This window comes from Alcanivorax sp., from assembly GCF_019431375.1.
Lineage (GTDB): Bacteria > Pseudomonadota > Gammaproteobacteria > Pseudomonadales > Alcanivoracaceae > Alcanivorax > Alcanivorax jadensis_A.
Genome location: NZ_CP080267.1, coordinates 2,257,208 through 2,281,694 on the forward strand (window position 1 = coordinate 2,257,208; position 24,487 = coordinate 2,281,694).

The following is a 24,487-nucleotide window of genomic DNA, read 5'->3' on the forward strand; positions in this document are numbered from 1 at the left end:
TTAAAAATGAATAGTTAATAATGAATAACGAAAACCGCCCCACGGCAATGGGGCTCTGTTGGTGTGTGCAGCCCTGTCAAATCAGGGCAACACGTTGGCCGGCCCGGTTGGCTCCTGCGGCTCTTCCAGCTGGCCACGATAGCGGGGCAGGTATTGGGGAAAGCGTTTCTGGATAAAGGCGATCATGTCTTCGCGGATGGAGCACCTGAGGTTCCACAGGGTGGTGGAGTTTTTGGCGCTCATCAGGAAGCGGATTTGTATGGCTTTTTCCCCGGCTTCCACGACCTGAACGGTGCCGGTGGAACCATCCCACTCCGAGGCCGCTTCCAGCAGGCGATAGAATTCCTCGCGCAACGGCTCAATGGGGATACCGTAATCCGCCCAGATCAGGGTGCTACCAATTTGGTCGGCGGTATTGCGTGACCAGTTCTGGAAGGGGTTTTCGATAAACCATTGCAGCGGCACCACCAGACGGCGCAGGTCCCACACCCGCAGGACCACATAGGTGGCCGTGACCTCTTCTACCCAGCACCATTCGCCCTGCACGAACATGGCGTCATCGATACGAAAGGGTTGGGTGAGTGCGATCTGCATGCCCGCCAGCAGGTTGCTGAGCACCGGGCGGGCGGCGAAGCCGAGGATGATGCCGCCGATACCGGCGGAAGCCAGCAGGCTGGTGCCGATCTGGCGGACGGAATCGAAGGTCATCAGGGCGGCACCGGTGCCGACCAGTACGATGACGATATTCAGGCAACGGACCAGAAAGCGGGTCTGGGTTTCCACCTTGCGCGCCCGCTTCCATTCGTTTTCGTAGGCCGGGTTCAGTTTGACGATGACGTCGCCAATGGCGGAGGTGAACCCCACCGCGGTCCAGGTGAGGGCAATGATCAGCAGCAGCGTGGTGCCATGGCGTATCTCTGCCAGCCAGGGCAGATCGTTAGGCACGGTGTACAGCACGCTGCTCAGGGCGATAAGGGCCAGCGACACACCAATGGCCCGCGCCGCCGCGTCGAAGAAGATACGGCCGACGGAGTCAGACCGGGCAAAACGGCCAATCAGGTAGACCAGCGCTTTATAGACCAGCAACCCGGCGATGATGGCAAGCAGGGCCAGCCCTGCCGCATCTACCCACGCAACCAGCGCTTCCTGAATCGTCTGCTGCATATGTCCCCCGCCAAGGCGTCACCGACTCCTTGATAACTTAACAGGGGTAATGAGGCAGGTCTTCCCCCGATTTGCCTTGGCCGGCCAGCGCCGGTTCGCATGTCGCAGATCCCCTTGGGGGCAAGCATAGCTCCTACAGAGGCAGGCTATTTACGCCCAGGACATTCGACTCCTGTTTTTTGATTTTCGCTATTAACTATTCACTGTTAACTATTAACTGCCTTTCACCGCTTCTTCCACAAAATCCAGCCGGTCCTGGCCGAAGAACATTTCATTGCCCACGAACATGGTTGGCGCGCCAAACACACCGCGCTTCACGGCCGCTTCGGTGTTGGCCTTGAGCTGTTCTTTCACTTCATCGCTGGCGGCTTTTTCCAGCCAGGCTTGCGCATCCAGGCCCGCGTCGGTGAGTACACGGGTGATTTCGTCTACCTCGGACAGTTTGCAGGGCTCGCGCCACATGGCGTTGTAGAGGGCGGTGATGACGGCATCCTGTTCCGGGGTGCCGATGGCGGCGGTGATGATGCGCATGGGGGTGATGGTGTTCACCGGGAAGTGGGGGTTCATGGTGAGCGGCACCTGGTAGCGCGCGGCGTAGCGGGCCAGGTCGCGCATCATGTACATGCCCTTGGCGGGCACGGCGCCGGGCGGGTTGTTGCCGGTGGCCTTGAAGATGCCGCCGAGCAAGACGGGGACGTAGACCAGTTCAGCGCCGGTGCGCTGGCACAGGGCCGGCAGTTGGCTCCAGGCCAGGTAGGCGGTGGGGCTGCCTACGTCGAAGAGGAATTCGATTTTTGGGGTCATGGGTTTTTCCTTTCAGGAATTTCCGTAGGAGCGTCGCTGGCGGCGCGATAACCCAACGTCGGGAATCGCGCCGCCAGCGACGCTCCTACGGTGAAGGGTTATTGGTTATCTAAAACGTTTCCATCCACGGGCGCAGGTCGATTTCGTGGGTCCAGGCGTCGCGGGGTTGTTGGTGGAGCATCCAGTAGGTGTCGGCGATGTGTTCCGGGTTGAGGATGCCATCCTGATCTTTCTTGGCGTACATGGCCGGGAAGGTGTCGCGGATAAAGGCGGTGTCGATGGCGCCATCGATGATGGGGTGCACCACGTGGATGCCTTCCGGCCCCAGCTCGCGGGCCATGCTCTGGGCCAGGGCGCGCAGGGCAAACTTGGCACCGGCGAAGGCGGAGAAGCCCTTGCCGCCCCGCACCGAGGCGGTGGCGCCGGTGAAGATAATGGTGCCCTTGTTGCGCGGCACCATCACGCGAGCGGCTTCGCGGCCGGCCAGGAAACCGGCGAAGGCGCCCATTTCCCAGACCTTGCGGTACACCCGGGCGGTGGTCTCACGGATGGGGAAGAACACGTTGGCGCCGATGTTGAACACCACCACTTCCACCGGCCCCACTTCTTTCTCGATGGTGTCGAACAGCGCCACCATCTGCTCCTCGTCGCGGGCATCGCAGCCGAACGGTCGGGCCTTGCCGCCGGCCTGTTCGATCTCCTGCACCAGGGGCGATAACGCCTCTTCAGTACGGCGGGTGACGCAGACGGTATAGCCTTCGCGGGCAAAGCGTTTGGCGATGGCACCGCCGGTGGCATCACCGGCACCGATTACAACGACGGCGGATTCAGGCATGGAGCCTCCTGGTTTGTTGCGGGGCCAGCAGTTGGTTCCCATTTAGAACTTATAGTCAGTTCTTTTTGAGAACTCGTCAACCCTGTATGATCAGAAAACGTTCACGGAGGTTTAGCATGCGCTGGCAAGACATCGATCAACAGCCCTGTTCCCTGGCCCGCACCCTGGCCATTATCGGCGACAACTGGACGCTGCTGGTGCTGCGCGACTGCTTTATGGGTGTGCGCCGCTTCGATGATTTCCAGCAACGCCTGGGCGTCACCCGCCATGTGCTCAGCGACCGCCTGCGCAAGCTTACCGAGGGCGGCGTGCTCGACAAGGTGGCCTACCAGGAACGCCCCCTGCGCCATGAATACCGGCTCACTGCCATGGGCAAGGAGCTGTACCCAGTGATCGTGCATCTGGCCCAGTGGGGCGACAAGCACCTAGCCGGCGAACACGGCGCCCCCCTCTTTCGCTACCACCGCCAGTGCGGCGAGCCCCTGGAAGCCCAGCTGCAATGCAGCCACTGCGGCGACGTGGTGAAGCCCAGCGATATTCGGGTGGAGGAAAACCCGCACTACTTTAGTTAACAGTTAATAGGTAACAGTGAACAGCTCGCGGGGAAGGCTTCTGTTCCTGCAACCATAGAGGCCGCGCCCATCACTGGGACGCGGCCTCTGCGCTTTAGCCAACACTGGCGCGATCTCGCGCGCTGTTAACTATTCACTGTTAACTGTTAACTGTTAACTGTTAACTGTTAACTGCTCCTGCTGTTCTTTCAACAACGCCAACACCTTCTGCCGCAACCAGCTGTGGGCCGGGTCGGCGCTTTGGTCGCGGTGCCAGTAGAGGTGCATTTCCAGGCCGGGCAGGTCGGCCGGGAAGGATTTGATCACCATGCCCTTGCGAGACAGGCGACCGGCCAGGGTGGCCGGCAGGGTGAGCAGCAAGTCGGTGTTCTGTACGGTGCTGATGGCCGCCTGGTAGTGCTGGCAGCGCAGGCGGATATGGCGCCGGTAGCCCTGCCGGGCCAGGCCGAAATCTTCCAGCCCCGGCCCTTCGCGGCGGGACGACACCAGCACATGCTGGGCGGCCAGGTAGCCGGGCAGATCCATGTCATCAGCCAGCTCATGACCCTCGCGCATCATCACCACCAGCGGCCCGCTGAGTACCGGCAGGTGCTCGATGGATTCCGGCAGGGCCAGCATCACGTCGCAGGCCAGGTCCAGCCGGCCACTGGCCAGCTCAGTGGCCATCTGCTTTCGGCTGATAGTGAGTGATTGCAAACGCACCCCGGGAGCGTCTTCCAACAGCTGCGCCATCAGCGATGGCAGCAGGCAGCCTTCCAGGCCATCGCGCAGGCCCAGCACGAAGGTGCGCTCCGCCTCGCTGGCATCGAAACCGCCTTCATCACTGAGGCAGCGCTGGAAGCCCCCCAGGGCATGACGCACCGGGCTGACCATGGCCCGGGCCCGGGCGGTGGGCACCATACGGCTGCCCTGGCGCACGAACAGCGGGTCGCCCAAGCGGTCACGCAGGCGCCCCAAGGCGTGGCTCACCGCCGGCTGGGTCAGGTTGAGCACCTTGGCGGCGCGGGTCAGGGAGCCTTCGGTGTAGATGGCATCGAAGACCACGAAAAGATTGAGATCGAACCGCGAAACATGCATGGCGTTTATCAGTAATCATTGCGAGGATTCATTGGATTTATTGAAACGCCGTCACTAGCATCGGTCAATGGATAAGACCCCGGATCTCGGCGGGTCGACGCCTGACGCCCAATCCACGACCGAAATCACCATGACAACAGGACACATCATGACCCAGACCCCACAACGCATCCTGATCACCGGCGGCGCCTCCGGGCTGGGGCGCGCCATGGCCGAGGCCTGGCTGCGCGATGGCGCCCGGGTGTTGATCGGCGATGTGAATCAGGAGCGCGCCGCAGACACCCTGGCGGCCCTGAAGGATCTGCCCGGCGAGCTGCAGTTCCAGTATCTGGATGTGCGCGACGCGGCCAGCTTCAACAATGCCCGCGAATGGCTGGAGCAGAACTGGGGTGGCCTGGATGTGCTGGTGAACAATGCCGGGGTGGCCGGTGCCGCCCGTATCGATCGCGGTGACATGGCGGACTGGGACTGGATCTTCGATATCAATGTGAAAGGCGTGGTGCGCGGCTGCAAAGTGTTCGTGCCGATGATGAAGCGCCAGGGCCATGGCCATATCGTCAATATCGCCTCCCTGGCCGGGCTGCTGCACGCGCCGGTGATGGGCAGCTATAACGTGACCAAGGCCGGGGTGATTTCCCTGTCGGAAACCCTGCGTTTTGAGCTGGCGCCTTACGGCATCCACACCACGGTGGTGTGCCCGGGCTTTTTCCGCACCAACCTGCACGAATCCATGCGCACCCCGGAACCGGGCATGATCGAGACGGTGGACAAGCTGCTTTCCAGTGACGAACTCACTGCCGACCAGATTGCCGAAATGATCAAGCAGGCGGTGGCTAAAAAGCAGTTCTTTTTGCTGCCGCACAAGAGTGGTCGCCGGGCCTACTGGATGAAGCGTTTCATGCCGTTCGTGTTTAACCGCGTGATGCTGAAAGGCGCCCAACGACTGCAGGGCAAACTGGAAAAAGCGGAGCAGGCCTGATGCCGGTGATCTACCTGATCCGCCACGGCCAGGCCAGCTTCGGCAAGGAAGATTACGATCAGCTTTCCGATGTGGGCTGGGAACAGAGCCGCATTCTCGGCCATGCCCTGCAGAACCAGGATCTGGGTGTGCCCCGCTCCATCTGCGGCACCATGCGACGCCACAAAGAAACCGCCGAAGCGACCCTGGGCGAACTGGGGCTGCCGAAGGAGTGGCACACCGATACCGGCTTCAACGAATACAACCACACTGAACTGCTGGCCGTGGACTGGCCCCTGGCCACCGACCGGGCGGCGCTGACCCAGTGGCTGGCCGAGCAGGAGCATCCGCGCAAGGTGTTCCAGGCCCGCTTCGAGCAGGCCCTGCGTCGCTGGCAAAGCGGCGACGGTGACTACAGCGAAAGCTGGCCCGCCTTCCGCGAACGGGTGCTGGCCAGCACCTACAGCCTGGGCAACAGCCTGAGCAGCGGCGACAGCGCCCTGGTGTTCACCTCCGGCGGCGCCATCAGCGTGATCATCCAGCGGCTGATGGGCCTCACCGACGAAGCCCTGATCACCTGGAACCGCACCCTGATCAACACCAGTGTGACCCGCGTGCTTGTGAATGCCGGCAAGCTGCGGCTAGTCTCGGTGAACGAGCATCTGCATCTGCCGAGCGAGCAGGTGACGTATCGCTAACTTTTCCGTAGGAGCGTCGCTGGCGGCGCGATTCCATGCGCACGGTGATCGCGCCACCAGCGACGCTCCTACAACGAATCATTGAAAGCGGGGATAACCATGCCGACACGCAAGAATATTCTAATCACCGGTGCCAGCTCCGGACTGGGCGAAGGGATGGCGCGATTGTTTGCGGCCATGGGGCGCAACCTGGCGTTGTGTGCCCGGCGCATGGACCGGCTGGAAACCTTGAAGGCCGAGCTGGAAGAAAAGCATCCGGGTATCCAGGTGCTGATCAAGCCGCTGGATGTGAACGATTACGACCAGGTGTTTGCGGTGTTCGATGCGTTCCGCACGGAAATGGCCGGCATTGATCGCGTCATCATCAACGCCGGCATGGGCAAGGGCCAGCCGCTGGGCACCGGCTACTTCTATGCCAACCGGCAAACCGCGGAAACCAACTTCGTGGCGGCGCTGGCGCAGACCGAAGCGGCCATGGAAATTTTCCGCGCCCAGAATAGCGGCCACCTGGTGATGATCTCTTCCATCAGCGCCATGCGCGGCATGAAGAAAAACCTCACCACCTACGCCGCCACCAAGGCCGGCGTAGCCATGCTGGCCGAAGGCCTGCAGGTGGAATTGCAGAATTCCCCGATCAAGGTAACCACCATCTTCCCCGGGTTTATCCGTTCCGAGATCAACGAGAAGGTGAAAAACACACCTTTCCTGGTAGACACGGAAACCGGCTGCAAGGCACTGGTGAAGGCCATCGAGAAAGAACCGAAAAATGCGTCGGTGCCAGGCTGGCCCTGGGGGCCGCTGGGCTTTGCCATGCGGCATTTGCCGTTAAAGATGGTCGGGAAAATGATGTGAAAAAAGCAATTAATAGTTAATAGTGAATAGTGAATAATTAATAGTTGCGCGATAAAGCGCCGCGATACTCTAACGCAAGAGGCCGCGCCCAACATGATGGCGCGGCCTCTTGCCTTGAAAACCAGTCTAACAATTTCCGACTGTACCACAGAAGCCTCAGAGGGAATCCATTCACCCCAAGCCACGAAAGCTCGCATAATAACTGGAGATATTTCGAGGGGTCTTCTTTTTTGGTTTCGCTATTAATTATTCACTATTAACTATTAATTGCCTTTAGAAATCCTCTGCCTTTCAGTCGATCGGCCCGGGATTTTTCCGCTTCTTCACGGTAGCAAAACCACTGTTGGTATCCGGTACCGGCTTGTTGGTCCGTGAATTTTTCTTCGCTACCACTTTTTTCTTCGCCGGTTTCTTGCCTTTTTTGGCATCGGCCTTTTTCTTCATTTTTTTCTTTTTGCTGCCAGCGGCCTTGCCGTTGGACTTGAGGTTTTTCGGCCCCAGGAAGTTGCCTTTCAAGGCTTCGATCAGGCGGTATTCAAAGTTCTGGCGCAGGTAGCGCTGAATGCTCGCCATAAGGTTCCATTCGTGGGCGGCGATCAGGGAGATGGCGGTGCCTTCGCCGCCCACCCGGCCGGTGCGGCCGATGCGGTGGACGTATTCGTCACCACTGCGCGGCATGTCGAAATTGATGACCAGATCCAGACCGTCCACGTGAATGCCACGGGCGGCCACGTCGGTGGCGACCAGCACTTTCACGGCCCCGGCCTTGAGGCGATCCATGGCCAGTTTGCGGTCTTTCTGGTCTTTCTCGCCGTGCAGCACGAACACTTTCAGGTTGGAGGCCACCAGCACGCCGCCCAGGCGGTCGGCCTGCTCGCGGGTGTTGGTGAAGACCACCGCCTTGTCGTAGGTCTCGTTGGCCAGCAGCCATTGCACCAGCCGTTCCTTGTGTTTCACGTCGTCGGCGGTGATCACTTGCTGAACCACGGATTCGTTCAGGTCGCGCACGGAATCCAGCATCAGGGACTTGGGCGCGCGCAGGGTGGAGGCGACCATTTTCTCCATGGCGTTGCCGCCGCTGGTGGCGGAGAACAGCAGGGTCTGGCGCTCGGCGCGGCATTCCGCGGCCAGGCGCAGCACATCATCGCTGAAGCCCATGTCCAGCATGCGGTCGGATTCGTCCAGCACCAGCATTTCCAGGTCCTGCAGGCGCAGGTTGCCGGCTTCCAGATGCTCGATCAGGCGCCCCGGGGTGCCGATGAGGATTTCCGGGTTCTTGCGCATCTTGGCGGCCTGTACCTTGAAGTCTTCGCCGCCGGTGATCAGCTCCGCCTTGATGAAGGTGTAGCGACCCAGGGCTTCCACCTGCTTGAGGGTCTGCTGGGCCAGCTCACGGGTGGGCAGCAGGATCAACGCACGGGTGTCGGTACGCGGCCGGGAGTGCTGCAGCAGCTGGTGCAGCAGGGGCAGCATGAAGGCGGCGGTCTTGCCGCTACCGGTGCGGGCGACCACACGCAGGTCGTGGCCGGCCAGGGCCTCGGGAATGGCTGACGCCTGGACGGGCGTGGGGGTGGTGATTTCCAGTTCGCCGAGGGCCTTGATCAGGCGCTCGTGCAGATTGAGGTCGGCAAAGGTGGTCATGCAATGGGCTCCGCTATCGAGGGGCCATTGTAACGACTATCTTGGCGAATGACTGCCTTATTGCTGTAGGAGCTATGCTTGCATGGCGAATAGCTGTCAGGTTCGCAGTGCGTTTGCCTGAAACAGAACCCCATTCGCCATGCAAGCATAGCTCCAACGGGGCCGGGGGGCGGGGGCGGGCTAATCGCCTACCCGGGCGAAGCGCGGCTGGACCTTGCCGTCGCGCTCCACGGTTTCGGTGAACATGGCCAGCGGGCGTACCCACAGGGCCTGATCGCCGTAGAGCGGCCGATAGACCACCAGGGTGTCGCCGGTTTCCGAGTGGGTGGCGGTACCGATGACCTGGTACTCGTTGCCCTTGAAGTGCCGGTAGCGGCCCGGTTGCAGGTCACTCATTGCCTTTCTCCGGGTTGCGGGCCAGGCGCTCGGCGATGGCCGCCAGCACCTGGGGATTCCAGGGCAGGCCCACGTGGGTGCCCTGCACTTCCACGTTGTCGGTGAGCGGGCCCTCTTCTTCCTGGCTGCATTGCCAGGAGACGATGCCATCCTGTTTGGTGAAGATGGCCGTGCAGGGCACCGGCGGTGCCGGGATACGCGCTTCGAAGGCTTCCCGGTCCGGCGGCGGTCGCCGGGGATTAAAGAGGTTGAACAGGGTGGTCACATTGTTGGCTTCCGGGTCACCATTGATGGGACTCCCCAGGGTGAACACCTGGCTGACCCGTTCCGGGTAGGCCCGCGCCAGCTCCCGGGCAAACACGCCGCCCAGGCTCCAGCCGATCAACGCCACGGGCTGGCCATGACGGGTATGGATGGCCTGCAGCTGGCTGACCAGCATGGCCTTGCGCTTGCTGTTCATGCCCAGGTTGGTGCCCTGGGCCCAGCCGTACACGCTGTAGCCCAGTCGGGTCAGCGCCCGTCGCAGGGGGCGGGTACTGGCATCGCTGGCGCCGAACCCGGGTACTACCAGCACCGGCTGGCCACTGCCGGCAGGCAGCTGACGATGGCCCATGCCCCGCAGCAGGTAACGCCCGTAGGCCAGCATGGCCCGGCTTTCTCCCAGCAACAGCCCCAGGGAGGGCGCGGATGGCTTGTCTGTCATCGCAAATTCCTCATGTTTCTCTGCCCCCATCGTAACTGGCATGGTGGCGACCACCTTGGTCATGACGCGGGCAGAGGGCGCGCCCGGGTCATGGCGCTTCGGCTTTGTTTATCGTCGGTAACGGTGTGCTGGCAATGCGCAACAGCGGTGGCCCGTCCGGACGCCTTGCGCCATGATGAAAGCAACCAGGGAGGTGCACAATGAGCAAAAACAATAATGCTACCCGGGCAGACCATCAGGTGATTGTGGTGGGCGCCGGGTTCTCCGGTCTATGCATGGCGATCCAGCTCAAGCAAGCCGGCTACGATGATTTCGTGGTGCTGGAAAAAGCTGACGATATCGGCGGCACCTGGCGTGACAACATCTACCCGGGCTGCGCCTGCGATGTGCCCTCCCATCTGTATTCCTATTCCTTTGCCCCCAACCCGCGCTGGTCGCGCATGTTTGCCCCGCAACAGGAGATCTGGGACTACCTGAAACGTTGCGCGGACAAGTTCGGGGTTACCCCCCACATGCGCTTCAATTGCGAGGTGGAGCGAGCGGTCTACGACGAGCAGCAGCAGATCTGGCATGTGACCACCCATGACGGCACCGAGCTGACCACCCGCATTTTCGTCTCCGGCATCGGTGCGCTGAGTATCCCTGCCTACCCGAAACTGCCGGGGCTGGAAAACTTTCAGGGCGAGACCTTTCACTCTGCCCGCTGGAACCATGACTATGATCTCAGCGGCAAGCGGGTGGCGGTGATCGGCACCGGCGCCAGCGCCATCCAGTTCGTGCCGCGCATTGCCCCGGACGTAAAACAGCTGGATCTGTACCAGCGCACCCCGCCCTGGGTGCTGAGCAAACCGGACCGGCGCATGAGCAAGATCGAGAAACTGCTGTTCAAAACCGTGCCGGTGACCCAGAAACTGTTCCGCGGCGGCATCTATTGGTGGATGGAAAGCCGGGTACTGGGTCTGGCGGTGGATCCGCGCGCCATGAAACTGGCGGAGCTCTATGGCCGCCACTTTATCCGCCGCAACATCAAGGACCGGGAGCTGCGCAAGAAAGTCACCCCGGACTACACCATCGGCTGCAAGCGCATCCTCATGTCCGATGAGTACTACCCGTCACTGAATCGCGACAACGTGGCGGTACTCACCGACGGCATCCAGGAAGTGAAAGCCCACAGCATTGTCGATGGCCAGGGCGTGGAACGGGACGCGGATTGCATTATCTACGGTACCGGCTTCAAGGTTTCCGACCCCATCGGTCCCATGCAGATCGTCGGCAAGGGGGGCAAGGAAATTCGCGACACCTGGGACGAGACCGGCATGGAAGCCTACCTGGGTATCTCGGTGAGCGGCTTCCCCAATTTCTTCATGTTGCTGGGCCCCAACACCGGCCTGGGGCATACCTCCATCGTGTTCATGATCGAGGCACAGGTGAACTACGTGATGCAGGCGGTGAACAAACTGCTGCGTGAGGACGCCGGGTCCCTGGACGTGAAGCCGGAGGTGCAGGCGGGCTTCAACCGGCGCCTGCAGGCACAACTGGATGATGCGGTATGGTCTTCCGGTGGCTGTGAGAGCTGGTACCTGGACGAATTCGGCAAAAACCGTACCCTGTGGCCAAGCTTCACCTTCCAGTACTGGATGCGCACCCGCAAGTTCGAGCCGGACAAGTACCAGTTCGAACCCGGTCCGGTCTGATCAGGACAGGCGGGAACCGGACCGCCCGTTACCGGTCGTACTGTTCGACATGAATCATCAAGGAGATGCCATGCCTCGCCTGACACTTGCCCTGCTCCCTGCCCTGTTACTGCTGGCCGGCCAGACCCTGGCGGCCGACCGCCCGGTATTCGGCTGGGTGGAAAAGGCCACGCTGGAACCCTGGGGGGTGGAACTGAAGGCGAAGCTGGACAGCGGCGCCCTGACCTCGTCATTGCACGCCACCGATGTGGAAATTTTTGAAAAAGACGGGGAAAACTGGGTGCGCTTTACCGTGGACGTGCGCGATGAAGCCAGCGGTAAAAAGATGGAAAAAACCTTCGAGAAGCCCCGTTACCGCAAAGTGCTGATCCGCGGTGCCGGCGGTGCCGATCGTCGCCCGGTGGTGCTGATGAATCTGTGTATGGGCAACACCGTCTATGAAGAGCAATTCACCCTGAACGACCGCTCGGACATGATCTACCCGGTACTGCTGGGCCGCCGCACCCTGTCCCACCTGGGTTATCTGGATGTGACCCGGACCTTCACCCACTCCCCGGACTGCGATGAAGGTTCCATCGTCAAACTGGACAAGGACCAGGAAGACGACAAGGACATTGATGACTGAGCCCTTCCCTCTCTTTCCGTAGGAGCGTCGCTCGCGGCGCGATTAAAGGCGTTTGCCATCGCGCCGCGAGCGACGCTCCTACGGCAAAGGGTGTCCGGCTTCAGGTTACGCCGGATTCACCTCGAAATAACCGAACAATCCATCCAGCGCCTCGCGCAGCACATTGCCCTGCAGGCTGATGCGCGCCTGCAGTTCTGCCACTGCATCGTCTGCATCCATGGCGTCGATGTTTTCCTGCAGCAGATCCAGCGCCTTGATGCGCTTGATCTCCAGCTTGTCGTTCACATCCAGCTCCAGGGAATCCTGCCAGGCCAGATTGATGCGGGTAGCCACCATGCCGGTTTCCAGGTGGGCGAGAATTTCGTCCTGACCCAGATCTACAGCGGTGAACTTCACCGCAGCGCCTTCGTCCTTGGTGCCTTTCAGCTCGCAACGGTCACCCAGGGTGTAGCCTTCCGGCAGCAGCTTGGTGTCTTTCAGCCAGTTGCTGAAGCTGGTGTAGGGGGCGGAGTTGGGGGCTGGATACGCCACCGGCAGGGTGCCGATGGCCTTGCGCAGGCAGGCCACCACTTCTTCGGCGCGGCTGGCGGACGAGGCATCCACCATTACCCGCTTGCGCTCCGTATCGATCAGCAGGGAGGTACGACGGGAGCGGGTGAAGGCGCGGGGCATCAACTCGAAGGTGATCTGCTCTTTCAGATCCGCCTTTTCCTTGCGCCCCACCTTGCGGCCTTCCTCATCCTGGATGTGCTCCACCTTCTCGTCGAGCAGTTCCTTGATCACCGGCCCGGGCAGCAGGCGGGAGGTTTCCTGGTAGGTGCAGTAGATAAAGCCGTCCACCGCATAGACCATGGGGTCCTGCCCTTTCAAGGGCGGCACAAAGCCTTCGGTGCGCAGGGTCTGGGAGCCACAGGGCTGACAGCGGTTCTGGTCCAGGGTTTCATCGAGCTCGGCCACGGAAAAAGGAAAGGCCTCTTCGCCCACAAACACAACCAGATTCTTGATCCACATAAACAGGTTCCAAACAGGGGGCGGCGAGAAAAGGCGCCGCCGAAATAGAAGGGTTGGCCACAGTAGCGAAATGCCCCAAGCGGCTCAAGCGCTCATTCCGGAGAATCGGACAAGAATCCGGCAGGAACTGCGGTGCCCTTTGGGGGTCACTGTGGGTAGGGTATTTGACCGGCTGCCAAAAGCGGCCGGTACTGTCACACAGCATCTACAGGAGCAGGTGATGAAAACACTGACATTTGCCAACGGCGACGCCATGCCGCAACTGGGTCTGGGTACCTGGAAATCCCAGCCCGGCGAGGTTTACGAGGCGGTGAAGGCGGCTATCGAGATGGGCTACCGGCACATCGACTGTGCCCATATCTATGGCAACGAGGACGAAATCGGCCAGGCCCTGCAGGATGTGTTCGCCGCCGGCACCGTGCAGCGCGAGGACCTGTGGATCACCTCCAAGCTGTGGAACAGCGACCATGCCCCGGAGGATGTACAGCCCGCCCTGGAAACCACCCTGAACAACCTGAAGCTGGATTATCTGGACCTGTACCTGATGCACTGGCCGGTGGCCCTGAAGAAGGGCGTGCCCTTTCCCCAGTCCGGCAACGACATGGTCTCGCTGAATGAGCTGCCCGTAGCCACCACCTGGGCTGCCATGGAAGCGCTGGTGGACGAGAATCTGACCCGGCAGATCGGCGTGTCCAATTTCAGCGTCAAGAAGCTGGAAGACCTGATCGGCAAGGCCCGTCTGAAACCGGCCATGAACCAGATCGAACTGCACCCCTACCTGCAACAGAACGCCATGCTGCGCTTCTGCCAGCAACAGGGCATCCACCTGACCGCCTACTCCCCGCTGGGCTCCTCCGACCGCCCGGACGGCCTCAAGGCCGAGGATGAACCGGTGCTGCTGGAAGATCCGATCATTCATGACATCGCCGACCACCACAGCGCCAGCCCGGCACAGGTGCTGATCGCCTGGGCCCTGCAACGCGGCACGGCGGTGATTCCGAAATCGGTGAACCCGCAACGGCTGCAACAGAACCTGGCCGCCGCCGACCTGACACTCAGCGAGGATGACATGCAGGCCATCGCCGAGCTGGACCGTCACCGCCGCTACGTGGACGGCGGTTTCTGGGCACAGCCGGGCAGCGATTACACCCTGGAAGGTCTCTGGGACGAGTAAACCTCAACCCTACCCCTCCACCGTTGGAGCCTTGCTCGCAAGGCGAACTCGATATTCCATGACCGGGATATTCGCTTTGCAAGCAACGCTCCAACGACAACCATCACGGTTTGTCCTGTAACGACTTGGCCATTGCCGGCATCTAGTGGTATTGCTGAGAGCTGTTTTTCTTCTCAACCAACAAGGATGGCCATGGATTTTCTGCGCACCCCGGATTCCCGTTTCGAGCGACTGCTGGACTACCCCTTCGAACCCCAGCTGCCGATGGCCTTTTGCGCAGCAGGCCACCAGCTTAGGGGCGGTTTCGCGGCTGGCGTGACGCAACCGTTAGGGTGCCGATGCTCCGCAGGCAGGCCACCATCTGCTCCGTATCGATCAGCAGGGAAGTGCGACGAGAGCGGGTAAAGGCGCGGGGCATCAGCTCGAAGGTGATCTGCTCTTTCAGGTCCGCTTTTTCCTTGCGACCGACCTTGCGGCCTTCCTCTTCCTGGATGTGCTCCACCTTCTCGTCAAGCAGCTCCTTGATCACCGGCCCGGGCAGCAGGCGGGAAGTTTCCTGGTAGGTGCAGTAGATAAAACCGTCCACCGCATAGACCATCGGGTCCTGCCCTTTCAGGGGCGGCACAAAGCCTTCGGTGCGCAGGGTCTGGGAGCCACAGGGCTGACAGCGGTTCTGGTCCAGGATTTCATCGAGCTCGGCCACGGAGGAAGGAAAGGCCTCTTCGCCCACAAACACAACCAGATTCTTGATCCACATAAACAGGTTCCAAACAAGGGGCGGCGAGAAAAGGCGCCGCCGAAATAGAAGGGTTGGCCACAGTAGCGAAATGCCCCAAGCGGCTCAAGCGCTCATTCCGGAGAATCGGACAACAATCCGGCAGGAACTGCGGTGCCCTTGGGGGGTCACTGTGGGTAGGGTATTTGACCGGCTGCCAAAAGCGGCCGGTACTGTCACACAGCATCTACAGGAGCAGGTGATGAAAACACTGACATTTGCCAACGGCGACGCCATGCCGCAACTGGGTCTGGGTACCTGGAAATCCCAGCCCGGCGAGGTTTACGAGGCGGTGAAGGCGGCTATCGAGATGGGCTACCGGCACATCGACTGTGCCCATATCTATGGCAACGAGGACGAAATCGGCCAGGCCCTGCAGGATGTGTTCGCCGCCGGCACCGTGCAGCGCGAGGACCTGTGGATCACCTCCAAGCTGTGGAACAGCGACCATGCCCCGGAGGATGTACAGCCCGCCCTGGAAACCACCCTGAACAACCTGAAGCTGGATTATCTGGACCTGTACCTGATGCACTGGCCGGTGGCCCTGAAGAAGGGCGTGCCCTTTCCCCAGTCCGGCAACGACATGGTCTCGCTGAATGAGCTGCCCGTAGCCACCACCTGGGCTGCCATGGAAGCGCTGGTGGACGAGAATCTGACCCGGCAGATCGGCGTGTCCAATTTCAGCGTCAAGAAGCTGGAAGACCTGATCGGCAAGGCCCGTCTGAAACCGGCCATGAACCAGATCGAACTGCACCCCTACCTGCAACAGAACGCCATGCTGCGCTTCTGCCAGCAACAGGGCATCCACCTGACCGCCTACTTCCCCGCTGGGCTCCTCCGACCGCCCGGACGGCCTCAAGGCCGAGGATGAACCGGTGCTGCTGGAAGATCCGATCATTCATGACATCGCCGACCACCACAGCGCCAGCCCGGCACAGGTGCTGATCGCCTGGGCCCTGCAACGCGGCACGGCGGTGATTCCGAAATCGGTGAACCCGCAACGGCTGCAACAGAACCTGGCCGCCGCCGACCTGACACTCAGCGAGGATGACATGCAGGCCATCGCCGAGCTGGACCGTCACCGCCGCTACGTGGACGGCGGTTTCTGGGCACAGCCGGGCAGCGATTACACCCTGGAAGGTCTCTGGGACGAGTAAACCTCAACCCTACCCCTCCACCGTTGGAGCCTTGCTCGCAAGGCGAACTCGATATTCCATGACCGGGATATTCGCTTTGCAAGCAACGCTCCAACGACAACCATCACGGTTTGTCCTGTAACGACTTGGCCATTGCCGGCATCTAGTGGTATTGCTGAGAGCTGTTTTTCTTCTCAACCAACAAGGACCGGCCATGGATTTTCTGCGCACCCCGGATTCCCGTTTCGAGCGACTGCTGGACTACCCCTTCGAACCCCACTACACAGACGTGGGCGGGCTACGCATGCATTATCTGGATGAAGGCCCGGCGGATGCCAAACCGGTGCTGATGATGCATGGCGAGCCGTCCTGGTCGTACCTGTACCGGCACATGATTCCGATCTGCGCCGCCGCCGGGCATCGGGTGCTGGCTCCGGACCTGATCGGTTTCGGCAAGTCCGACAAGCCCACCGACATCAACGCCTACAGTTACCAGAGCCATATGGACTGGCTGCAATCCTGGCTGGAGCAACTGGACCTGCGTGACATTACCCTGGTGTGCCAGGACTGGGGCTCGTTGCTGGGCCTGCGGCTGGCGGCGGAAAACCCGGAACGCTTCCGCGCCATCGTGGTAGGTAACGGCATGCTGCCCACTGGCGATCTGAAAGTCCCCAAGGCGTTTCACGTGTGGAAGAATTTCGCGCTTTACAGCCCGGTGTTCCCCATCGCCCGCATTATCGGCAGTGGCACCTTCAAGACACTGGGCCCGGATGAGCGCCGCGCCTACGATGCCCCCTTCCCGAACAGGAAATACAAAGTCGGCGCCCGAGCATTCCCGAAGCTGGTACCGGTAACCCCGGATGACCCGGCCAGCGATGCCAATCGCAAGGCCTGGAAAGTGCTGGAACAGTGGAACAAACCGTTCCTGACCACCTTCAGCAACGGCGACCCGATCACCAGGGGCGGCGACAAGTACATGCAGGAGCGTATTCCCGGCGCCAAGGGACAGCCTCACCAGACCCTGGTAGGCGGTCACTTTCTTCAGGAGGATTCGCCGGTGCAGTTTGCCCGCGCCGTGAATGCGCTGATTGCCGGGATGGAATCGTAGGCACCCCGCCCGCACGCTATAAAGAGCGCAGGGCTCAGTGAGCCTTGCGCTTTCTTTACCGGGTCGCAATCTCCCTGGCGTAAACCGGCATGGCGGGAGATTCTAGGCTTCCAGCCTGTCACCAACAGCCAGGGTGCGAGTCCGGATATCATAAAAAGCGCTCAGGGGTACCGGCCTGGAAAACACATAACCCTGAATACGATCACAGCCGAGATCCATCAACGCCTTGACGGTATCATTGTCCTCCGGCCCCTCCGCGACGACCGTCATATTCAGCTCATGGGCCAGGGCAATCACCGCTCGCACTATGGCGTAGTGCGCATCTTCTTCCAGCATGTCAGTGACGAAACTGCGATCAATCTTTATTTCTCTGACAGCAAACTGTCGTAAATACGACATGGAAGAAAAGCCAACGCCGAAATCATCAATACTGCACTCCACCCCCATCTCTGCCAGACGGGCAACCACTTCGCTGACTTTTTCCGGGTCACTGATGACACTGGTTTCTGTCATTTCCAGGCGCAGATCTTCTGGCCGGCCCTGATATTTTTCCAGTGCCTGTAACACGACCCGATACAAGTCGGTTTCCAGCAGGTCGACAGCGGAAATGTTCACACTCAGACAGGTAGGCAAGCCATCACGCCGAAGCCCTGCAGCTATTCGGACAGCTTCATTCAAGACATACTCTGTCAGCCTGGATATCAGCCCGGCACGCTCAAGCAAGGGAGCCATCGTGGTAGGTAACGGCATGCTGCCCACTGGCGATCTGAAAGTCCCCAAGGCGTTTCACGTGTGGAAGAATTTCGCGCTTTACAGCCCGGTGTTCCCCATCGCCCGCATTATCGGCAGTGGCACCTTCAAGACACTGGGCCCGGATGAGCGTCGCGCCTACGATGCCCCCTTCCCGAACAGGAAATACAAAGTCGGCGCCCGGGCATTTCCGAAGCTGGTGCCGGTGACCCCGGATGACCCGGCCAGCGATGCCAATCGCAAGGCCTGGAAAGTGCTGGAACAGTGGAACAAACCGTTCCTGACCACCTTCAGCAACGGCGACCCGATCACCCGGGGCGGCGACAAGTACATGCAGGAGCGTATTCCCGGCGCCAAGGGACAGCCTCACCAGACCCTGGTAGGCGGTCACTTTCTTCAGGAGGATTCGCCGGTGCAGTTTGCCCGCGCCGTGAATGCGCTGATTGCCGGGATGGAATCGTAGGCACCCCGCCCGCACGCTATAAAGAGCGCAGGGCTCAGTGAGCCTTGCGCTTTCTTTGCCGGGTCGCAATCTCCCTGGCGTAAACCGGCATGGCGGGAGATTCTAGGCTTCCAGCCTGTCACCAACAGCCAGGGTGCGAGTCCGGATATCATAAAAAGCGCTCAGGGGTACCGGCCTGGAAAACACATAACCCTGAATACGATCACAGCCGAGATCCATCAACGCCTTGACGGTATCATTGTCCTCCGGCCCCTCCGCGACGACCGTCATATTCAGCTCATGGGCCAGGGCAATCACCGCTCGCACTATGGCGTAGTGCGCATCTTCTTCCAGCATGTCAGTGACGAAACTGCGATCAATCTTTATTTCTCTGACAGCAAACTGTCGTAAATACGACATGGAAGAAAAGCCAACGCCGAAATCATCAATACTGCACTCCACCCCCATCTCTGCCAGACGGGCAACCACTTCGCTGACTTTTTCCGGGTCACTGATGACACTGGTTTCTGTCATTTCCAGGCGCAGATCTTCTGGCCGGCCCTGATATTTTTCCAGTGCCTGTAACACGACCCGATACAAGTCGGTTTCCAGCAGGTCGACAGCGGAAATGTTCACACTCAGACAGGTAGGCAAGCCATCACGCCGAAGCCCTGCAGCTATTCGGACAGCTTCATTCAAGACATACTCTGTCAGCCTGGATATCAGCCCGGCACGCTCAAGCAAGGGAACAAAGTAAGCCGGTGACAACTCTCCCAGGGAAGGGTGATTCCAACGCACCAGCACCTCGGCGCCGACCACCGCCCCACTACTCAAATCAACCTGAGGCTGCAGACAAACACTCAAGCCTTCGCCCCGCATTCGGCGAAAATCGCGAATCACGAACAATGCCTGCGGGTCCGGATCCATTCCCGGGTGGTAGTGCATCCAGTAACGCCGGCGGCTGGCGCCAACAGCCATTGCCGTTTCCGCCTGTCTCAACACTTCCGTTACATCACATCGCCGGCCTTCCAGACGCGCCACCCCCACGCCAAAACGGGGCTCTATATCCATACCGCCCACCGACAAGGGCGACACATCAATCAAATCCTCAATGCTCGCCACCGTACCCTCTGCGAGAACCGCAAAGACCCCGCGCCCAAAGTGTCCGACAGCGAGAAAGTTCTGCTTCTGAAAGCGTTGCCCGACTGCCGCCAGCACCCCCTCACCGATCTGAAAGCCCAACCCACAGATAATTTCATTCAGATCGGTCAATTTAAGAACCAGCAGGACACCGTTTTTTTTCTGACGGGAAATCGCCTGTAACTGGCTGAAGAACCCGGCGCGGGTAGCCAACCCGGTCAGACGGTCATGGCTGGCCCAATGACGCAACTCATTTTCCGCTTTTTTCTGCGAATCCAGGGCCCCTTCAAGATCACGAGTGCGGCGCTGAACAAGGGTGCGCATTTGCCATGAATAGCCATAACCCAATAGCGCCAGTAACAGCACCCCTGCCAGGCCCCATAACAACCATTTGTAACGCCACCATCCTGCATTTTCTGACCACTCTATCTGGCTACGCCATCGTTCAAAAATATCGTAATAACGACCGCTGGATATCACCAGACCCAGTTCATTCTGAAGCCAGGCATGCAAACCGGGACGTTCTGCAGAGACGGCAAACACATAGGGTCTCGGCCATATCGGTGGCCCCAGGGACTGCAGGTCCATTTTTTCCAGGGCAATAGTGCGGTTGGCCAACTGCTGCGGAACCACGGCAAATTCTGCTTCACCGTTTATCACCGCACGAAGCGCGGCTTCGAAGTCCTCCCGCAATACCGGGATCACAGCGATGTTATTTTCTGCCAATGCCTCCTCGGCATATCCTTTATTTTCCAGCGCCACACTTTTTCCGGAAAGCGCCGTCACATCACTTATCCCGGGACTACCAGGAAGACCATAAATACCGTGCGTGAGAAAATAGAAGGGGGTCGTGAAAAGGAATTTTTCACTTCGTTTTTTTGAAGCGAACATTGCCACCACATCAACCTGGCCGGACTCAAGCTGATCAATTGCTGACGCCCAATCCATCAACCGGTGCTCAGATTTTCTGCCTTGTCGTTCAACCAGGGATTTCTCCAGGTCGAAAATCATCCCCCTGTTTTTCCCGCTCTCATCAACCCACTGGAACGGAGGATAATTATCATCACCGGCAAAAATAATGGTTTCCGGAACAGTACTCTCGGCACAGGCTACAGAAGCGACGAACAAGGCAGCGCAACCGTACATCCACCCCCATGTTTTCCTTTCATTCTTATAATTCATTGGCATCCCTCGCCAATTTTCATTATTTGAAGAAACCCCAGGGAGTTTGCTATTCAGGCAATCCCTGCTCCCGCCTCCCGGAATCGCTGCTCAGTGTCGCCATGCCAGAATTCAACTCTGTTTCTGCCCCTCTCCTTCGCATGGTACAAGGCTTTGTCTGCCTGGCAGAAAATCTGCTCTTCGCTGAGCACCTCATCCCCCCGGACACAAGCGACACCAAAACTCGCGGTAACCGATATCGATACATCGGAAAGTGCAATGCGCTGCGCCTCTATCCCTTTACGACATCGCTCCACTACCAGGGCTGCGCCATTCAGATCCGTTTCCGGCATCAGCACCATGAACTCTTCACCACCAATGCGGCCGACACGATCAGTTTCACGCAGAGACCCTTTCAATATCTCCGCCACCCTCTCCAGTACCCGGTCCCCGGCACCATGACCATAGCGGTCATTGATCTGTTTGAAATGGTCCAGATCCATGACGCATACCGATACAGAGCTACCACTGCGCCGGCTACGTGCGAGCTCATAGCTGAACTGATCGAACAGGGCGCGCCGGTTCGACAGGCCAGTCAGCGGATCGGTAACGGCCAGGTCCCGAATCTGATTTTCACGAATCTGCCAACGGCGCAGCAGTACATAGGTGAACCCGAACACCATGGTCAGAAAAGGGACGGAAAAGGCAATCATGCTGTTGACCCAGTAAACGGACACCATGTCCTTGGTCACCGGATCCGCCTTTAGCAGCGGCGCATATTGCAGCTTGCCCTGCACGATCAGCGCATAGATGGCCAGCACCATGACGGTGTGCAGCACCAGGCTGCAGGTGACCCGTTTGAAATCGAAGAGAATAAAGCCGGTGAGCGGTGACCCCACCAGAACCAGACCCATGATCGGGTTATACAGGCCCATCACATAGCCGACCCCGAGAAAGGAAAAGCCGAAGAAGTGAATGCACACATTGGGGTAGGCCACCGAGTGGCGTTTGCGTTTGTGCAGGGCGATGCCCCAGCAGGCCAGCAACAGCCAGCCCATCACGTTAAAGAGGAAGATATCGCGGGCCAGCGCAGCCCCTTCCAAAGACAGGAACTGCTCACCAAAACCGGTATAGCGCAGCGTGAACAATAACCAGCCGAGAAAACCGAGCATCAGCAGGCCGGTGAGCACTGACAACAACAGGCTCTTGTCCCGATCACTCCAGTCGAGCAGATCGGTGATGGGAAGCGGATTGCGATCAACCGCTGACATGGCATGAGTTCTCATTCATACCGGAATTATGTCACACGGCTAACCCGATTGAGTGAAATCTGATCGACGCTGGTGCCCTGCCAGCCGCCAGTGGTCGGAAAGACTACCCGTCCTCTTCATGGCGTTGCTGCGCACCGGGACGCAAGCCCCAGATCACGAGCAGCAACGCCACCACCATGGCCAGGGACAGGCTGATCAACAACAGGCTGACCACTTGCTCCTGCCAGGGTGCCGCCGTGAAGCCCGCCGCCGCCAGCGGCATCATGGCCCCGGTGCCCCAGATGGCAGCAAGCAGCGTTGCCAGCCAGTTGGCATAGGTGCCATAGAGCGCCAGCCACCCGGTCAGCCAGGCGGCCCTGGAGGACAACACCAGGCGCCCCCAGCAAAGCCCCAGGGCAACCAACAGCAAGCCGTTGGTAATGCCCTGCATGTGGCTGGCCAGCCCCATACGCGGATTGGCCAGAAGCGGCAGGGTGAAGCCGGTCAACAGCCCCAGTAACAGCAAGAGGAAACCGGCGAACAACAGCCGCCGCGATACGTTCCGTTTCATGACAGACACTCCTGTAACTCACCGCGCCCTGACCGCAGCGGCTCACAGGATAACGATACCAGCAACCACTCGACCATGGGTGGCCACAGCACACTGGCGCTTTCCCGGAACACACCGAAATGCCCCAGGGCCGCAACACCGGCATCCGCCGGGGTTAATACCTGAAGCTCTTTGCCGGCCACCGGATAAAAACCCATCAGTGCCCGCACCGCCGCCAGCGGCGCCAGACCGACATCATCACTGATGCCGTAAAACCGCATGGGCAAACGCAAGCGGGCAAAGTGATCGCGCATGGGCGCCCCGTTGCGTTCGCACAGATAATGAGGCGAGCGACACCAGCGCGCCCATTCCTTGCTGATGCCGGCGGGCAATGGCTTGCCGCCCAGCATCCAGCCGGGCAGCTCACCGACTAGACGAATCATAGCCGGTGTCAGCAGGTGCCAGTCCAGCCAGCGGCGCCAACGCCAGGCCCCAGGCCAGTGCCGCCAGTAGCCGCTCTGGGAAGCAATCAGCAGCGCTGCCTGCACCTTCTCCGAATGACGGGCCAGCCCGAAGATCTGACCACCCACGGAGTGGCCCACAAACAGCAGCGGCAACTCAGGAAAACGCTGCGCGGCATGGGCCAGCACCGCATCCAGATCCTGGCGGCCCCAGTCCGCCATGCGCAACTGCTCCGCTGCCACGGCGCTATCTTTGCCCCGGTAATCGAAGGTGATGACATGCAGACCGCTGCCTGCCAGACAGGCGGCAAAATGGCGATAGAACTGGCGGGGAATACCGGTACCACCGGCCATGACCACCACGGCCCGGGGTGACCGGGCACGGAAGCCGCTGGCCTGCAGTAGCGCGCCGTCCTCGGTGGTCAGGGTAAAACTGTCGCTGAGACTCATGGCCTTGCTCCACAACACAGAAGGTTGAAAGCAAGCCTAGGCCGGGGCTGGAAACGGGAAAATTGAGGATTACACAGGGGGTGGTGAGAAAAACTCATCCGTGCGCTGTTGATAGCCCTGGAACAGCTCGCGCAGCCAGGGAATCAGGGCCTGAATCTCCGGCTGGTAACGCAGCCCGTCACGCACCTCCAGGGACAGCTGCCCCAGTGACACGGTCCGTTCGGCAAACGGCATCGCTAGCTCACCGCGCTCCAGCCAGGGCACCGCCACCGGCAGGAATCCCAGGCAGATGCCACCCTGAGACGCGGCCACCAGCAGGCCTCGATAGCTGTTCAGGTTGGTAGTGTGGTCTGCTGGCAACCGCCAGCCCTGCTCTTTTAGCCAGAACTGCCACAGATCCATGTAGCCGCTCATGTTGTAGACCGGGAAGGTAGCAAAGGCTTTTTCCGGGTCATTCCGTACCGCTTCGGCAATCTCCGGCGCGCACAGCGGGGTGCATTGGGTAGGCACCAGGGGAATGGCGTTATCGTGGATATCCAGGCCAAACCGGATGGCCACATCCGCTTCGCCCTCTTCCACATTCATGGCGCGGGTGTCACCCAGCACGTCCACACGCAACCCGGGCCACTGGCGCTGGAAGGCGGCCAGCTCCGGGGCAATCACATCGGTGGCGATATAGGGAATGGCACTGAGCCGCAGGGCAAGGGGATGGTCACGGCTGAGCAGGGACTGGGTAGCCTGACGCAGTTGCTGCAGCAGCGGCGAAATCTGTTGATGGTATTGCTGCCCTTCCGGGGTAAAGCTCACCTGGCGGGCGCCACGCACAAACAACGGCAGACCCAGATACTCTTCCAGATCGCGAATCTGGTGGCTCACCGCCGAAGCGGTAACGTGCAATTCCTCGGCAGCGGCCCGAAAACTCATGTGCCGGCCCACGGCGTCAAAGGTACGCAATAGATTCAGGGAGGGAAGGTCAGCCACACTCAGCGCTCCGTTTCGGATTCATTGATTGTGTCAGAAAATCGCCACCGGGAGACAATCCTCTCGTGACACTGCGAAA

Annotated in this window: 26 protein-coding genes; 11 read left to right on the plus strand and 15 right to left on the minus strand. The window is 60.1% G+C overall.

Annotation, left to right across the window (positions count from 1 at the left end; all coding sequences use genetic code 11):
• Positions 1-81 precede the first annotated feature (81 nt).
• From KZ772_RS10505 to KZ772_RS10515, 3 genes are all read right to left on the minus strand, one after another.
• Positions 82-1,164, minus strand: a complete 1,083-nt coding sequence (locus KZ772_RS10505) for a mechanosensitive ion channel domain-containing protein (RefSeq protein WP_290536529.1) — start codon at positions 1,162-1,164, stop codon at positions 82-84.
• Positions 1,165-1,377: 213 nt separating this feature from the next.
• On the minus strand, positions 1,378-1,968 hold the full coding sequence (locus KZ772_RS10510; RefSeq protein ID WP_290536530.1) for a 2-hydroxychromene-2-carboxylate isomerase: 591 nt from the start codon (positions 1,966-1,968) through the stop codon (positions 1,378-1,380).
• A gap of 109 nt (positions 1,969-2,077) precedes the next feature.
• A complete protein-coding gene (locus KZ772_RS10515) occupies positions 2,078-2,803 on the minus strand; it encodes an SDR family oxidoreductase (RefSeq protein WP_290536531.1) in 726 nt (241 codons plus the stop codon).
• Positions 2,804-2,919: 116 nt separating this feature from the next.
• Between KZ772_RS10515 and KZ772_RS10520 the strand changes: the two genes are divergently transcribed.
• Positions 2,920-3,375 carry a helix-turn-helix domain-containing protein gene (locus tag KZ772_RS10520; protein WP_290536532.1) on the plus strand — a complete coding sequence of 152 codons (456 nt, stop codon included), beginning with the start codon at positions 2,920-2,922 and terminating at the stop codon, positions 3,373-3,375.
• Between the two features lie 153 nt (positions 3,376-3,528).
• Here KZ772_RS10520 and KZ772_RS10525 read toward each other — a convergent pair whose 3' ends face one another.
• The gene (locus KZ772_RS10525; RefSeq protein ID WP_290536533.1) at positions 3,529-4,452 is read right to left on the minus strand and encodes a LysR family transcriptional regulator; all 924 of its coding nucleotides are present in this window, start codon (positions 4,450-4,452) and stop codon (positions 3,529-3,531) included.
• Positions 4,453-4,600: 148 nt separating this feature from the next.
• On the opposite strand from KZ772_RS10525, the gene KZ772_RS10530 reads away from it, so the two are divergent.
• The 3 genes from KZ772_RS10530 to KZ772_RS10540 all read left to right on the plus strand — a co-directional run bounded on the left by KZ772_RS10530 (position 4,601) and on the right by KZ772_RS10540 (position 6,960).
• Positions 4,601-5,431, plus strand: coding sequence for an SDR family oxidoreductase (locus tag KZ772_RS10530; protein WP_290536534.1), 831 nt, complete (start codon positions 4,601-4,603; stop codon positions 5,429-5,431).
• A complete protein-coding gene (locus tag KZ772_RS10535) occupies positions 5,431-6,108 on the plus strand; it encodes a histidine phosphatase family protein (RefSeq protein ID WP_290536535.1) in 678 nt (225 codons plus the stop codon). The genes KZ772_RS10530 and KZ772_RS10535 overlap by 1 nt, the downstream gene beginning before the upstream one ends.
• 99 nt (positions 6,109-6,207) lie before the next feature.
• Positions 6,208-6,960: an SDR family oxidoreductase gene (locus KZ772_RS10540; RefSeq protein WP_290536536.1), complete on the plus strand. Its 753-nt coding sequence runs from the start codon at positions 6,208-6,210 to the stop codon at positions 6,958-6,960.
• Positions 6,961-7,251: 291 nt separating this feature from the next.
• Here the strand turns inward: KZ772_RS10540 and KZ772_RS10545 are convergent, their stop codons facing one another.
• From KZ772_RS10545 to KZ772_RS10555, 3 genes are all read right to left on the minus strand, one after another.
• Positions 7,252-8,601 (minus strand): DEAD/DEAH box helicase, encoded by a 1,350-nt coding sequence (locus tag KZ772_RS10545; protein ID WP_290536537.1) that lies wholly within the window; start codon positions 8,599-8,601, stop codon positions 7,252-7,254.
• 180 nt (positions 8,602-8,781) lie between these two features.
• A complete protein-coding gene (locus KZ772_RS10550) occupies positions 8,782-8,997 on the minus strand; it encodes a DUF1653 domain-containing protein (protein ID WP_035245397.1) in 216 nt (71 codons plus the stop codon).
• Complete coding sequence (locus KZ772_RS10555; RefSeq protein ID WP_290536538.1) at positions 8,990-9,700, minus strand: alpha/beta fold hydrolase; 711 nt, start codon at positions 9,698-9,700, stop codon at positions 8,990-8,992. Before KZ772_RS10555 ends, KZ772_RS10550 begins: the two co-directional genes overlap by 8 nt.
• A gap of 200 nt (positions 9,701-9,900) precedes the next feature.
• Here KZ772_RS10555 and KZ772_RS10560 point away from each other — a divergent pair, with 200 nt between their 5' ends.
• Both KZ772_RS10560 and KZ772_RS10565 read left to right on the plus strand, forming a co-directional pair.
• Positions 9,901-11,394 carry an NAD(P)/FAD-dependent oxidoreductase gene (locus tag KZ772_RS10560; RefSeq protein ID WP_290536539.1) on the plus strand — a complete coding sequence of 498 codons (1,494 nt, stop codon included), beginning with the start codon at positions 9,901-9,903 and terminating at the stop codon, positions 11,392-11,394.
• Between the two features lie 70 nt (positions 11,395-11,464).
• Positions 11,465-12,019, plus strand: coding sequence for an ATP-dependent zinc protease (locus tag KZ772_RS10565; protein WP_290536540.1), 555 nt, complete (start codon positions 11,465-11,467; stop codon positions 12,017-12,019).
• A 105-nt stretch (positions 12,020-12,124) separates the two neighbouring features.
• Here KZ772_RS10565 and KZ772_RS10570 read toward each other — a convergent pair whose 3' ends face one another.
• Positions 12,125-13,030, minus strand: a complete 906-nt coding sequence (locus tag KZ772_RS10570; protein ID WP_290536541.1) for a recombination-associated protein RdgC — start codon at positions 13,028-13,030, stop codon at positions 12,125-12,127.
• Positions 13,031-13,250: 220 nt separating this feature from the next.
• Here KZ772_RS10570 and KZ772_RS10575 point away from each other — a divergent pair, with 220 nt between their 5' ends.
• A complete protein-coding gene (locus KZ772_RS10575) occupies positions 13,251-14,204 on the plus strand; it encodes an aldo/keto reductase (protein WP_290536542.1) in 954 nt (317 codons plus the stop codon).
• A gap of 292 nt (positions 14,205-14,496) precedes the next feature.
• Here the strand turns inward: KZ772_RS10575 and rdgC are convergent, their stop codons facing one another.
• Entirely contained in the window at positions 14,497-14,961 is a 465-nt protein-coding gene (gene rdgC / locus KZ772_RS10580; protein ID WP_290536543.1) for a recombination-associated protein RdgC, read from the minus strand.
• A 220-nt stretch (positions 14,962-15,181) separates the two neighbouring features.
• On the opposite strand from rdgC, the gene KZ772_RS10585 reads away from it, so the two are divergent.
• The 3 genes from KZ772_RS10585 (at position 15,182) to KZ772_RS10595 (ending at position 17,223) form a co-directional block, all read left to right on the plus strand.
• Positions 15,182-15,850 carry an aldo/keto reductase gene (locus KZ772_RS10585; RefSeq protein ID WP_290536544.1) on the plus strand — a complete coding sequence of 223 codons (669 nt, stop codon included), beginning with the start codon at positions 15,182-15,184 and terminating at the stop codon, positions 15,848-15,850.
• A 4-nt stretch (positions 15,851-15,854) separates the two neighbouring features.
• On the plus strand, positions 15,855-16,136 hold the full coding sequence (locus tag KZ772_RS10590; RefSeq protein ID WP_290536545.1) for an aldo/keto reductase: 282 nt from the start codon (positions 15,855-15,857) through the stop codon (positions 16,134-16,136).
• 193 nt (positions 16,137-16,329) lie between these two features.
• Positions 16,330-17,223 carry a haloalkane dehalogenase gene (locus KZ772_RS10595; RefSeq protein WP_290536546.1) on the plus strand — a complete coding sequence of 298 codons (894 nt, stop codon included), beginning with the start codon at positions 16,330-16,332 and terminating at the stop codon, positions 17,221-17,223.
• A 102-nt stretch (positions 17,224-17,325) separates the two neighbouring features.
• Here the strand turns inward: KZ772_RS10595 and KZ772_RS10600 are convergent, their stop codons facing one another.
• Positions 17,326-17,973: an EAL domain-containing protein gene (locus KZ772_RS10600; RefSeq protein WP_365870102.1), complete on the minus strand. Its 648-nt coding sequence runs from the start codon at positions 17,971-17,973 to the stop codon at positions 17,326-17,328.
• On the opposite strand from KZ772_RS10600, the gene KZ772_RS10605 reads away from it, so the two are divergent.
• The gene (locus KZ772_RS10605) at positions 17,957-18,436 is read left to right on the plus strand and encodes a hypothetical protein (protein ID WP_290539524.1); all 480 of its coding nucleotides are present in this window, start codon (positions 17,957-17,959) and stop codon (positions 18,434-18,436) included. The genes KZ772_RS10600 and KZ772_RS10605 overlap by 17 nt on opposite strands.
• A 102-nt stretch (positions 18,437-18,538) precedes the next feature.
• Here the strand turns inward: KZ772_RS10605 and KZ772_RS10610 are convergent, their stop codons facing one another.
• From KZ772_RS10610 to KZ772_RS10630, 5 genes are all read right to left on the minus strand, one after another.
• Positions 18,539-20,737, minus strand: coding sequence for an EAL domain-containing protein (locus KZ772_RS10610; protein WP_290536547.1), 2,199 nt, complete (start codon positions 20,735-20,737; stop codon positions 18,539-18,541).
• A 53-nt stretch (positions 20,738-20,790) separates the two neighbouring features.
• Positions 20,791-21,987 carry a GGDEF domain-containing protein gene (locus tag KZ772_RS10615; protein WP_290536548.1) on the minus strand — a complete coding sequence of 399 codons (1,197 nt, stop codon included), beginning with the start codon at positions 21,985-21,987 and terminating at the stop codon, positions 20,791-20,793.
• 103 nt (positions 21,988-22,090) lie between these two features.
• Positions 22,091-22,537 (minus strand): hypothetical protein, encoded by a 447-nt coding sequence (locus KZ772_RS10620; RefSeq protein WP_290536549.1) that lies wholly within the window; start codon positions 22,535-22,537, stop codon positions 22,091-22,093.
• Positions 22,534-23,427: an alpha/beta hydrolase gene (locus tag KZ772_RS10625; protein WP_290536550.1), complete on the minus strand. Its 894-nt coding sequence runs from the start codon at positions 23,425-23,427 to the stop codon at positions 22,534-22,536. The genes KZ772_RS10620 and KZ772_RS10625 overlap by 4 nt, the downstream gene beginning before the upstream one ends.
• Positions 23,428-23,496: 69 nt before the next feature.
• The gene (locus KZ772_RS10630) at positions 23,497-24,408 is read right to left on the minus strand and encodes a LysR family transcriptional regulator (RefSeq protein ID WP_290536551.1); all 912 of its coding nucleotides are present in this window, start codon (positions 24,406-24,408) and stop codon (positions 23,497-23,499) included.
• Between the last annotated feature and the right edge of the window lie 79 nt (positions 24,409-24,487).

Bases quoted from the DNA above. Each gene is read 5' to 3' on its own strand.
- KZ772_RS10570 (WP_290536541.1), bottom strand. From the start codon at position 13,030: ATGTGGATCAAGAATCTGGTTGTGTTTGTGGGCGAAGAGGCCTTTCCT.
- KZ772_RS10585 (WP_290536544.1), top strand. From the start codon at position 15,182: ATGAAAACACTGACATTTGCCAACGGCGACGCCATGCCGCAACTGGGT.
- KZ772_RS10620 (WP_290536549.1), bottom strand. From the start codon at position 22,537: ATGAAACGGAACGTATCGCGGCGGCTGTTGTTCGCCGGTTTCCTCTTG.
- KZ772_RS10505 (WP_290536529.1), bottom strand. From the start codon at position 1,164: ATGCAGCAGACGATTCAGGAAGCGCTGGTTGCGTGGGTAGATGCGGCA.
- KZ772_RS10550 (WP_035245397.1), bottom strand. From the start codon at position 8,997: ATGAGTGACCTGCAACCGGGCCGCTACCGGCACTTCAAGGGCAACGAG.
- KZ772_RS10610 (WP_290536547.1), bottom strand. From the start codon at position 20,737: ATGAATTATAAGAATGAAAGGAAAACATGGGGGTGGATGTACGGTTGC.
- KZ772_RS10625 (WP_290536550.1), bottom strand. From the start codon at position 23,427: ATGAGTCTCAGCGACAGTTTTACCCTGACCACCGAGGACGGCGCGCTA.
- KZ772_RS10595 (WP_290536546.1), top strand. From the start codon at position 16,330: ATGGATTTTCTGCGCACCCCGGATTCCCGTTTCGAGCGACTGCTGGAC.
- KZ772_RS10560 (WP_290536539.1), top strand. From the start codon at position 9,901: ATGAGCAAAAACAATAATGCTACCCGGGCAGACCATCAGGTGATTGTG.
- KZ772_RS10510 (WP_290536530.1), bottom strand. From the start codon at position 1,968: ATGACCCCAAAAATCGAATTCCTCTTCGACGTAGGCAGCCCCACCGCC.
- KZ772_RS10615 (WP_290536548.1), bottom strand. From the start codon at position 21,987: ATGTCAGCGGTTGATCGCAATCCGCTTCCCATCACCGATCTGCTCGAC.
- KZ772_RS10530 (WP_290536534.1), top strand. From the start codon at position 4,601: ATGACCCAGACCCCACAACGCATCCTGATCACCGGCGGCGCCTCCGGG.
- rdgC (WP_290536543.1), bottom strand. From the start codon at position 14,961: ATGTGGATCAAGAATCTGGTTGTGTTTGTGGGCGAAGAGGCCTTTCCT.
- KZ772_RS10555 (WP_290536538.1), bottom strand. From the start codon at position 9,700: ATGACAGACAAGCCATCCGCGCCCTCCCTGGGGCTGTTGCTGGGAGAA.
- KZ772_RS10545 (WP_290536537.1), bottom strand. From the start codon at position 8,601: ATGACCACCTTTGCCGACCTCAATCTGCACGAGCGCCTGATCAAGGCC.
- KZ772_RS10520 (WP_290536532.1), top strand. From the start codon at position 2,920: ATGCGCTGGCAAGACATCGATCAACAGCCCTGTTCCCTGGCCCGCACC.
- KZ772_RS10565 (WP_290536540.1), top strand. From the start codon at position 11,465: ATGCCTCGCCTGACACTTGCCCTGCTCCCTGCCCTGTTACTGCTGGCC.
- KZ772_RS10515 (WP_290536531.1), bottom strand. From the start codon at position 2,803: ATGCCTGAATCCGCCGTCGTTGTAATCGGTGCCGGTGATGCCACCGGC.
- KZ772_RS10575 (WP_290536542.1), top strand. From the start codon at position 13,251: ATGAAAACACTGACATTTGCCAACGGCGACGCCATGCCGCAACTGGGT.
- KZ772_RS10525 (WP_290536533.1), bottom strand. From the start codon at position 4,452: ATGCATGTTTCGCGGTTCGATCTCAATCTTTTCGTGGTCTTCGATGCC.
- KZ772_RS10600 (WP_365870102.1), bottom strand. From the start codon at position 17,973: ATGCCGTTACCTACCACGATGGCTCCCTTGCTTGAGCGTGCCGGGCTG.
- KZ772_RS10540 (WP_290536536.1), top strand. From the start codon at position 6,208: ATGCCGACACGCAAGAATATTCTAATCACCGGTGCCAGCTCCGGACTG.
- KZ772_RS10535 (WP_290536535.1), top strand. From the start codon at position 5,431: ATGCCGGTGATCTACCTGATCCGCCACGGCCAGGCCAGCTTCGGCAAG.